Origin of the sequence: Lutispora thermophila DSM 19022 (assembly GCF_900142105.1) — a bacterium.
GTDB lineage: Bacteria > Bacillota > Clostridia > Lutisporales > Lutisporaceae > Lutispora > Lutispora thermophila.
The window spans coordinates 1-10,057 of the sequence record NZ_FQZS01000042.1 but is presented as its reverse complement, the minus strand read 5'-3'; the positions used below and the strand labels follow the sequence as shown (position 1 = coordinate 10,057).

At 39.2% G+C, this 10,057-nt stretch carries 7 protein-coding genes; 1 reads left to right on the top strand and 6 read right to left on the bottom strand.

Translation table 11 applies throughout. The annotated features are described in order from the left end of the window. Positions 1-340: 340 nt before the first annotated feature. Together BUB48_RS16860 and BUB48_RS16855 are read right to left on the bottom strand one after the other, a co-directional pair. Complete coding sequence (locus BUB48_RS16860; protein WP_073028006.1) at positions 341-679, bottom strand: arsenate reductase family protein; 339 nt, start codon at positions 677-679, stop codon at positions 341-343. Between the two features lie 48 nt (positions 680-727). After that, a complete protein-coding gene (locus BUB48_RS16855; RefSeq protein ID WP_073028003.1) occupies positions 728-2,617 on the bottom strand; it encodes an Eco57I restriction-modification methylase domain-containing protein in 1,890 nt (629 codons plus the stop codon). A 133-nt stretch (positions 2,618-2,750) separates the two neighbouring features. On the opposite strand from BUB48_RS16855, the gene BUB48_RS16850 reads away from it, so the two are divergent. Further along, complete coding sequence (locus BUB48_RS16850) at positions 2,751-3,776, top strand: branched-chain amino acid aminotransferase (RefSeq protein WP_073028000.1); 1,026 nt, start codon at positions 2,751-2,753, stop codon at positions 3,774-3,776. A gap of 82 nt (positions 3,777-3,858) precedes the next feature. Here BUB48_RS16850 and BUB48_RS16845 read toward each other — a convergent pair whose 3' ends face one another. From BUB48_RS16845 to nifJ, 4 genes are all read right to left on the bottom strand, one after another. Next, a complete protein-coding gene (locus tag BUB48_RS16845) occupies positions 3,859-5,721 on the bottom strand; it encodes a heavy metal translocating P-type ATPase (protein WP_073027998.1) in 1,863 nt (620 codons plus the stop codon). 10 nt (positions 5,722-5,731) lie between these two features. After that, positions 5,732-5,947 carry a heavy-metal-associated domain-containing protein gene (locus tag BUB48_RS16840; RefSeq protein ID WP_073027984.1) on the bottom strand — a complete coding sequence of 72 codons (216 nt, stop codon included), beginning with the start codon at positions 5,945-5,947 and terminating at the stop codon, positions 5,732-5,734. 288 nt (positions 5,948-6,235) lie between these two features. Then, complete coding sequence (locus tag BUB48_RS16835) at positions 6,236-7,807, bottom strand: DEAD/DEAH box helicase (protein ID WP_073027982.1); 1,572 nt, start codon at positions 7,805-7,807, stop codon at positions 6,236-6,238. Between the two features lie 269 nt (positions 7,808-8,076). Continuing rightward, a partial coding sequence (nifJ, locus tag BUB48_RS16830; RefSeq protein WP_073027980.1) for a pyruvate:ferredoxin (flavodoxin) oxidoreductase occupies positions 8,077-10,057 on the bottom strand: 1,981 nt, incomplete at its 5' end.

The following is a 10,057-nucleotide window of genomic DNA, read 5'->3' as shown; positions in this document are numbered from 1 at the left end:
CGTGATTCAAATTTCATTTCTTCACGTCCATGAGACCTCCCCAGGTAAGAGCACAAGCTTTCCCTCCATATATCTGCTACATTTACTTTGCCTGTTTCGGATAGCTATTGGGCTTTGTTTTGTCATGCAAACTCACCCACAGACTTAAGCCTTATATGTAGTTCGTGTTCCTCAGACCGGAGTTTTGCCGCCGACTTCCTTCAGATTCCACCTCGCGATGGACACCCTTGTCTTAAGCTAACGGTTGGCGCTATCAACCCCCGTATCGGACTTTCACCGACTAGCTTGCGCCCATGCTGGGCGCACATGCATAAGCCGGAGTTGATTCAACTCCGGCTTTCTATTCCCATGTTTTCCAGACCTCCGGCTTATATCCAACCGTTGCCTGCCTTCCATTTCTCACTATGGGGGTTTTGTAGAGGTCAGGATTATTTAGCAATAATTCTTGCCTGATGGATTTATTGGTTATTTTATGGAGATTGAGTTTTTCATAGTTTTTTGCACTGGTATCGAATAAATCATTTAATCCAACAGCAGCTATGACGCTCTCAAGCTCTCTCTTGCTCAATCCTTTCATATTCAAATCGATAAACTGAAACTTTATGTTCCGCTCTTTGAAATATCTCTCAGCTTTTTTTGTATCGAAGCATTTGTTTCTTCCAAATATTTGTATGTTCATATACATCACCTTTTTCTTTTACTTACTTTTGACTTCCATAAACTGCAATCATTTCAACGAAAGTGCCTCTTTCCTTATAGAAAAATAACTCCTTAGAATATCATCTATTTCCTTTTCCAAAATGCTGATTCTTTTAGAATCTGCATCTTCTTCATACAGCCTTATAAGCTCCAGGCTTATGGCTTCTATGTCTTTGCAAGCTTTATAATCAGGTATTTTTAAATCCATAACAGTATTGGGATAATAATCATATATATCTTTCCCCATCTTCTTGGCAAAAAGCTTGAAATAAAATTCATATAATCTGGAATTCAATACACCTAGAAGAAATGGAAGACTACAACACCCTACCCCATCTTTCAATATAAAGGAATAGACGTCTGCGCTGCAAAAACAGCCCCTTCTATCCAGAGCAAACCTGTTGCAGGTGCTCTTATAGGGGAATACAATTTTTTCCTTTGTAAACAGTTCGGTTTTTCTGCCCCATTGAAGCTGATACCAAAGCCTTAGGCCTTTTTTGCATTCTCTTCTGTTTTCTAACCGCTGTTTATATTTTTCTATATGCATTATGCTGTTTGGATATCTCGAGGGATCATCAATAAGATCAGAGTATATAAGCTTCAAATTGCTGTTTCTCACTCTATATCTGTCCACATGACTGTTTTTTATCCAAGGCTTAATCAATTCAGCTTCAATACCTAAAGTCTTTATAGTATCGTTGTCAATTATAAAAGCCTTATCACATCCAGTGATTATGCCCTGAAAGCTTTCTGCCATATCTCCCAATCTTTTTGTACAACCATTCTCTATTTTTTCTAATATTCTTCTCTCTTCATTTGGAATGAGAATCCATCTATCTTCTGTAATACTATCCTGATTAATTTTGAATATTTGAAAATCCTTATGCTCTAGTTTATTAAATCCGTTTCCTTGATACTTCCATACTTCTATCTCATTATTATTATCCACTTCATTGGATATGAAAAATATGGCTGCAGCCACTCCTACTCCGGGAAAGATGGTTTCCCCATAGAAATCAACTATATTATTTATTCTGGAATTATTCTTTAAATATCTTCTCAGATTTCTACCTGTGGGGCTTTCCATAAAATACCTGGAAGATACAAAGCCAATTATGCCCTTGTCTTCAGCCACCTCCAATGCCCTCTGATAAAAACAGTAGGAAAGGTCTGACTTATCTTTGAACGTTTCATTATATTCATCCAGCAACCATTTTTTATATTCCATGTTCAATTCTTTGTGACCTACATAAGGAGGATTGCCAATTATATAATCAAATTTATTGGACCAAAACATATTATTTCTAAGAATTTCCTTAAGCCTATCCCTAGTCACATGTTCTACTGTATGATCTCTACTGTTTTTTATGTCATAGATCAGTTTATAATTTTCCAGTTCATCAACCAATTGTTCTCTGCAATAATATTTCTCCCAACGAAAAAGGCTGTCACCGCAGACCAAATTGAGCTCATCCTTATAATCATTGTTATCCTTAGCTAAAAGGCTGGCAGAACAAAGTCCAAGGGCTTCCTTATCTGTATCGGCTCCGTAAAGGCAGTTTTTCAATATATGATAATGGAGGTTTTTCTCCTGCCAATATTGCTTTCCATTGATTTTTATAACATATCCATCTTTATTTGTTTCATAGGTTTCATCAGAATATTTCTCTCTAATTTTTTCAAGATTTGATTTCAGCATTTCCTTAAGCAAATCATAAGCTTTTATTAGAAAAAATCCGCAGCCGCAAGCAGGGTCCAGTATTTTAATAAATGGATTTTCTATTATATTCACATTTGAAAACACTCTAGCAAGCATAAAATCTATTATGTAATCCGGTGTATAAAATCTTCCGTTGGCTTTTTTTGAATCCTTCTCCATAGATTGCTGATAGAGCTTTCCAGGAATGAACTCCTTCACCTAACCACCTGCCTTTTCAATATGTATATATTATATTGCATCTTTTTTTCATTGTACATTTGCTAATACTACAACAAATTTACCAAATAATAATGTATAATAGTAATAGAAAAAAATGAAAGGAGTATGAGCAATGGGAAAAATCGTCGATATCGATTGGGGCAAGCTCGGTTTTAGCTACATAAAAACCGACTACCGCTATATATCCTATTGGAAGGATGGTAAATGGGACGAGGGTACATTGACCCAGGACAACACGCTCCACATAAGTGAAGGCTCCACTGCCCTTCATTATGGTCAACAATGCTTTGAAGGACTAAAAGCCTACAGGACAAAAGAGGGTAAAATTCAGCTTTTCAGACCTGATAGAAATGCGGTAAGGATGCAGGAAAGTTGCAGAAGACTTCTCATGCCGGAAATTCCTGTAGATAAATTCATCGATGCTTGTATCCAGGTAGTAAAGGCTAATGAAGCCTATGTACCTCCTTACGGAAGTGGCGCCACATTATACCTCAGACCTTTCCTTATTGGTGTTGGAGATAATGTAGGAGTTAAGCCTGCATCAGAGTATATTTTCTCGGTATTCTGCACCCCAGTAGGTCCATATTTTAAAGGCGGTATGAAGCCTGTTAACTTCTGCGTATCAGATTACGACAGAGCAGCTCCTCATGGAACCGGTGCTGCAAAAGTAGGAGGCAACTATGCCGGAAGCCTTCTTCCCCATGAGCTGGCTGTTAAGAGAGGCTTTGCAGATTGCATTTATCTTGACCCTGCAACTCATACAAAAATAGAAGAAGTAGGAGCAGCAAACTTTTTCGGCATCACTAAAGATAACAAATTTGTTACTCCCAAATCACCTTCTATTCTTCCAAGCATTACTAAGTATTCTCTCCTCCACGTTGCCAAGAATTACATGGGAATGGAAGTTGAAGAAAGAGATGTATATATCGATAAATTGGATGAATTTGCAGAAGCAGGTGCCTGCGGCACAGCTGCAGTAATAACCCCTATAGGAGGAATAGAATATAAAGGCAAACTCCACGTATTCTACAGCGAGACAGAAGTAGGCCCTGTAACCAAAAAGCTTTATGATACTCTAGTGGGAATACAGTTCGGAGATATAGAAGCTCCCGAAGGCTGGATAGTTGAGGTAAAGTAGTTCCTGTCAATGCAAAAGAGGATGTTGATGGTTTATCAGCGTCCTCTTTTCTTCACAACGGCAAACACTTCCAAAGGAAGCCTTATTTTGCAGTATCATTATTTTTCTCACCATATCCCAATAGTCTTATAGCGTTTATTATCACTAAAAGCACCGACAATTCGTGTATGAGCATTCCTGATGATAAAAATACAAGCTTTAGCAAAACTCCTGCTATAAGCACCATGACAACGGCTATTGCAAAATATATATTCTGCTTCATATTTATTACTGTAGCTCTGCTTAGCCCTATGGCATAGGACAGTTTATTGAGCTCTGCTGACATAAGGACCACATCTGCAGTCTCCATAGCCACATCCGACCCTGCTCCTCCCATTGCAATTCCAAAGTCTGCTGAAGCTAAGGCAGGTGCATCATTTACTCCATCTCCCACCATGGCTGTAGTTCCATAACTATCCTGAAGCTTTTTAAGCATCTCCACCTTGCCCTCCGGCAACAATTCGGCATAATAGGCATCCAGGCCAAGTTTATTAGCAATGGCTGCTGCTGCTCTTTCATTATCTCCTGTAAGCATGACTATCTTTTTTATTCCTTTTGTCTTAAGCCTTCTAATCAGCTCCACAGCCCCATCTCTTATATCATCCGCTATAGATATTACGCCTAAAACCCTATCCATATCTGCCGTTATCACCACAGTTTGACCCGAGGATTCTTCCTGACTTATATACTCTTCAACTTCCTGAGCAATTTTTATGTTGCTTATCTCCATCAATCTTCGGTTCCCTACCAGGATGGTTCTGCCTTCTACCTTAGCCTTCAGTCCATGACCGGCTATTATCTCCGAATCCTCAGGACTAGGCAAATTCTCAAAGCTTTTACCTGCTTCCTCCAATATCGCTCTTGCCAGAGGATGCTCCGAATATGCTTCTGCAATGGCAGTAAGTTTCAATAATTCCTCTTCCTGCCCATGAAAAGCTTTAAGCTTTGTTACCTTTGGCCTTCCTACTGTGAGAGTACCGGTTTTATCGAATGCCAATACCTTGACTGTCCCCAGCTTTTCAATTACTTCTCCACCCTTTATCAGAACTCCATGTCTTGCTCCATTGCCTATACCTGCCACTATGGAAACAGGTGTGGAGATTACCAAAGCTCCCGGACATGCAATTACCAATAGGGTAAGAGCCAATTCAATGTCCTGTGTAATTATCAATACCAAAACAGCCAAGATTATTATGCCGGGCGTATAATATCTTGAAAAAACTTCAAGGAACTTCTGAGTCTTAGCCTTCTTATCCTGAGCTTCCTCAACCATTTGAAGAATCCTGGAAAATGTGGTATCCTCACCTACCCTATCGGCTCTGACCTTTATGTAACCTGATTCAATAACGGTGCCTGAAAAAACAGTATCATCAATTGTTTTGCTGACAGGAATGGATTCTCCTGTTATGGCAGACTGATTTACATAGGAGCTTCCTTCCACTATGGTTCCATCTACAGGTATCTTTTCTCCCGGCTTAATGATTACTATTTCATCTATCATCACTTCTTCAGCAGGGATTTCTATTTCCTTGTCATCTCTTATGACTCTTGCGGTATTTGGTGCCAAGTCAAGAAGAGACTTTATGGCGGATCTGGTTTTCTCCAATGTTTTGCTTTCCAGATAGGCTCCCAACATAAAAAGGAAAGTTACTGCTGCCCCTTCCCAATATTCGCCTATAATGAGCGCTCCTATAACTGCAAGGGTAACCAATGCATCGATACCAACGATACCATATTTAATGGCTCTAAAGGCGTTTAAAGCTATAGGATATCCTGCTACAAATGCAGCGGCTATCATAAAAGCATCCCTAACAATAGGATTGAAATTCAAATATCCAGAAACAAAGGACAGCAAAATCACCAGACCTGATATTATTAGCCTTTGGCCTTTGCTTATCTTAACCATGGTTCTACTCTTATTTCACACCTAAAACATCATAACCTAAAGATTCTATTGTCTTTTTTATCTCATCTTGATTTGTTGTATCTTCCTCAAAGGATACCTTCGCCCTGCTGGATGAAAACAAAACCTCCACATCTTTTACGCCCTTCATCTTTTTCAACACCGTTTCTATTTTTGCTGCACAATTAGGGCATGTCAATGTTTCTAACTGAAAAGTCCTGTTTATCATTTTAATTCCTCCTCATATATTGCTCATATATTCATATTTCTATTATATACACTTTATATTATTAAAACCATAACAATTGCTATGGTTTTCCTGGAAATTAGATATAAGCTTGCTCTAGCAAATCATCTCTCAAGGAATATGATTGTAAGAATATCCATGGTTATAACCGCTGCAATAGCTAACCAATGAGTGAAAAAGTCATTGATATTTAAAGCATAAATCCGCGGTCCTCAAGAAGCATTTTGTCAGGGAAAAAAAGCAATGGAGACAAAATAGTCCCCATTGTTTCTATCTGGGCCTTGATATTTCTATATTTACTCTTCTGCCCATAAGCCTCTTGCCTGAGCAATACTTGATTATATCCTTTGCAGCTTGACTGGTGGCATTGACAAAGGTAAACTTCTCCATGATATCAATGTCTCCTATATCTTCTTTGTCCGTATTAGCATTATCACTGAAGAATTGAAGCAGAGATCTGGGATTAATCTTATCCATCCTGCCTACACTTAAAAACAGTCTTACATAACTGTCAGCATTTCCTATGCTGTCTTCAGAATAATTGGAACCCATTTCCTTATCAATAACCATACTAAATAAAGCGGCAGCCACATCAACAAGATTGAATTCCTCATCAAGCTCTGTTGCCAGAGGTACAAACCTCTTGTGCTCTTCTTTCTCTATTGCCTCTCTAACCTTGGCCACGGTTCCCTTGTATTTAGTCAAGAAGATTTCGTCTATGGAAGGTACTTCCTTTCTTCTTATCTTGCTTCTGGTGGCCTTTTCTATCTGCTTTAATATGTAGTATTCCCTTGAAGTCACCAAGGTATAAGCCGTACCTTCCCTGTTGGCTCTTCCGGTCCTCCCTATTCTATGAACATAGGATTCAGTATCCTGGGGCAAGTCATAGTTGATCACATGTGAAACATTCTCCACATCAATACCTCTTGCCGCTACATCTGTAGCAACCAGAAAATCCAAATTCCCTTCCTTAAATTTTTTCAGGGTATTGAGTCTATGACTTTGGCTCATATCTCCATGCATTCCTTCTGCATTGTACCCTCTCATTTCCAAAGCTTCCACCAGCTCATCAACACCCTTTTTGGTCTTGCAAAATATAATGGCACTGCTTGGTTCATCCACATCCAGTATCCTGCAGAGGGCCTCAAACCTATCCTTCTGCTTTACCTCATAGTAGAACTGAGATACGGTAGAAACCGTCATTGTATTCTTTACTATGGAGATATACTTTGTATCTTCTGCCATATACTTCTTTGAAAGCTTTCTTATCTCATCAGGCATAGTAGCAGAAAAAAGCATGGTTTGCCTATCCTTGTTACAGTTCCTGATTATTTCTTCTATATCATCTATAAAGCCCATATCCAACATTTCATCAGCTTCATCAAGAATCAGAAATTTTATATCGGCAAGATCTATGACATTTCTTCTAATGAGGTCAAGAACCCTTCCCGGAGTTCCAACCACTATATCTATACCTCGTTTTAGGGCATTTATCTGTCTTTCTATAGGCTGACCTCCATATACAGGCAACAGCTTTATCTTTGTATATTTGGCTATTCGGTTTAATTCATCATTTACTTGAATTGCCAACTCCCTGGTGGGGGTAAGTATTATGGTATCTATCTTACCTTGCCTGCTGTTGTCCAGCTTGCTGATTATTGGGGCACCAAATGCTAAAGTCTTTCCTGTGCCCGTCTGAGCTTGACCTATAACATCAAAACCTTTCAATACAACTGGTATTACCTCTTCTTGTATCTTTGAAGGTTCTTCAAACCCCATGTCATCTATGGCCTTGAGTACTTTTTCATTTAACCCCAAATCACTAAATTTTATACTATCCATTAAATCCCTTCCTTCTATTTTTTCATCACAATTATTATTCCCATTTACAATACAAAAACTGTCTGTCGCATTAAATAATTTAGAATGGCAATCTAAAAAAAAATAAATCTCAAACTCCGAGGAGTAAGGGATTTATGGCAAAATAATTGTATGAAAAAAATACCTTACATAAAGATTATACATTTAATCAAAGATTTAATCAATGAAAACTTCCTGAATAAAGGCTGCTGCCCAACCCATCCATTGCGCAACAGCCTCACAGTATATCACTATTGTCCTAACTTGGACATATTTAAATATTTTTCATACTTCTCTTTTGCATCCTTTTCTGCTTCCTTAAACAACATATCTGCCGTTTCAGGGAAGGTCTTTCTTAAGGATGTATACCTTATTTCTGAGTTTATGAAATCCATGAAGGATTCTGTCGGCTCCTTTGAATCCAATTGGAATGGATTCTTTCCTTCTTCCTTTAATCTTGGGTCAAATCTATATAAATGCCAGTATCCTGATTTTACCGCTCTTTCTTCTTGTCTTATGGTTGTTCCCATGCCGCTTCTTATTCCGTGATTGATGCATGGTGCATAGGCTATTATTAGTGATGGTCCATTGTAGCTTTCTGCTTCCTTGATGGCCTTGATGGCTTGATTCATGTCTGCTCCCAGCGCTATTTGTGCTACATACACATATCCGTAGGTCGCTGCCATCATTCCCAGGTCTTTCTTCCTTATTTTCTTTCCTGATGCTGCAAATTTTGCTACTGCTGCCGTTGGTGTGGCTTTCGAGGATTGACCTCCTGTGTTTGAGTATACTTCTGTATCCATTACTAGTATGTTTATGTCTTCTCCGGAGGCTAGTACATGGTCCAGTCCACCGTAGCCTATGTCATATGCCCAGCCGTCTCCTCCAAATACCCATACGGATTTCTTCACCAGGTAGTCTTTTCTGCTTGATATTTCTCTTAGGATTTCATTGGCTTTTTCGTTTCCTGTGTCTGTTTCCAAAAGAGGCAGCATTTGTCTCGTGGTTTTCTTTGAAATTGTCGGGTCGTTTATTCCTTCTATCCATTCTTTAAAGTAGACATTTAGTTCAGATTCTATGTTAAGTTTGATGAATTCTTCCATCAGCAGTTTGATTTTTTCTCTTATCTTTCTGTTTGCCAATGCCATGCCGTAGCCATATTCTGCGTTGTCTTCAAATAGCGAGCTTGCCCAGGCCGGTCCTTTGCCTTCTTGGTTAGGACAGAAGGGGGATGATGGCGATGAGCCTCCCCAGATGGATGAGCATCCTGATGCATTGGCTATTAGCATCCTGTCTCCATATAGCTGGGTTATTAGTTTGGCATATGGAGTTTCTCCACAGCCGGCACAGGCTCCCGAGAATTCAAACAGCGGTTGTTTGAATTGGCTTCCTTTTATTGAGTATTGGTCCATCTTGTCTTCTTTATTCTTTATGGTCATTGCATATTCCCAGTTATGGGCTTGTATCTTGTTTTCTTCTTCAAAGGGAAGCATTACAAGGGCCTTTTTCTTTGATGGGCAGACTTCCGCACAGTTTCCGCATCCTGTGCAGTCCAGTGTGGATACTTGTATTCTGAATTCCAGGTTTTCCAGCCCTTTCCCTCTTGCTTCCAGTGTTTCAAAGCCTTCCGGCTTGTTCTTCGATTCTTCCTGGTCAAGCAGGAAGGGTCTTATGGCTGCGTGTGGGCATACCAGAGAGCATTGGTTGCATTGAATGCAGTTTTCTTTTATCCATCTTGGTACGTTTACTGCCACTCCACGTTTTTCATATTTGGATGTTCCTGCTGGAATTTCTCCTCTCACTCTGTCCATGAATGCACTGACGGGAAGGTTGTTTCCTTCTTGTCTGTCCATAGGTATTTTTATGTCTTTTATGAAGCTTGGAAGGTCTTTTTCTTCCACTGTTTCTTCCCTGGCGTCTTTCCATTCATCTTTTATTTCTATTTTTACCAAGGCTTCGATTCCTTTATCTACCGCCATGTAGTTCATGTTTACTGTATCGTCGCCTTTTGCACCGTATTCTTCTTTAATGGATTTCTTTAAGTATCCTACTGCTTCTTCTACGGGTATTATGTTTGCCAGTTTAAAGAAGGCTGCCTGCATTATCATGTTTGTCCTTCCACCAAGGCCTATTTCCGAAGCTATCTTCGTTGCGTTTATCGTATAGAAGTTTATTTCATTTTCATAGATGTATTTTTTTACCTTTGCAGGTAAGTTGCGTTCCAATTCTTCT

What these genes read in the sequence shown, in the direction of transcription:
- BUB48_RS16845 (WP_073027998.1), bottom strand. Translation starts at nt 5,721, where the DNA reads ATGGTTAAGATAAGCAAAGGCCAAAGGCTAATAATATCAGGTCTGGTG.
- BUB48_RS16860 (WP_073028006.1), bottom strand. Translation starts at nt 679, where the DNA reads ATGAACATACAAATATTTGGAAGAAACAAATGCTTCGATACAAAAAAA.
- BUB48_RS16835 (WP_073027982.1), bottom strand. Translation starts at nt 7,807, where the DNA reads ATGGATAGTATAAAATTTAGTGATTTGGGGTTAAATGAAAAAGTACTC.
- BUB48_RS16840 (WP_073027984.1), bottom strand. Translation starts at nt 5,947, where the DNA reads ATGATAAACAGGACTTTTCAGTTAGAAACATTGACATGCCCTAATTGT.
- BUB48_RS16850 (WP_073028000.1), top strand. Translation starts at nt 2,751, where the DNA reads ATGGGAAAAATCGTCGATATCGATTGGGGCAAGCTCGGTTTTAGCTAC.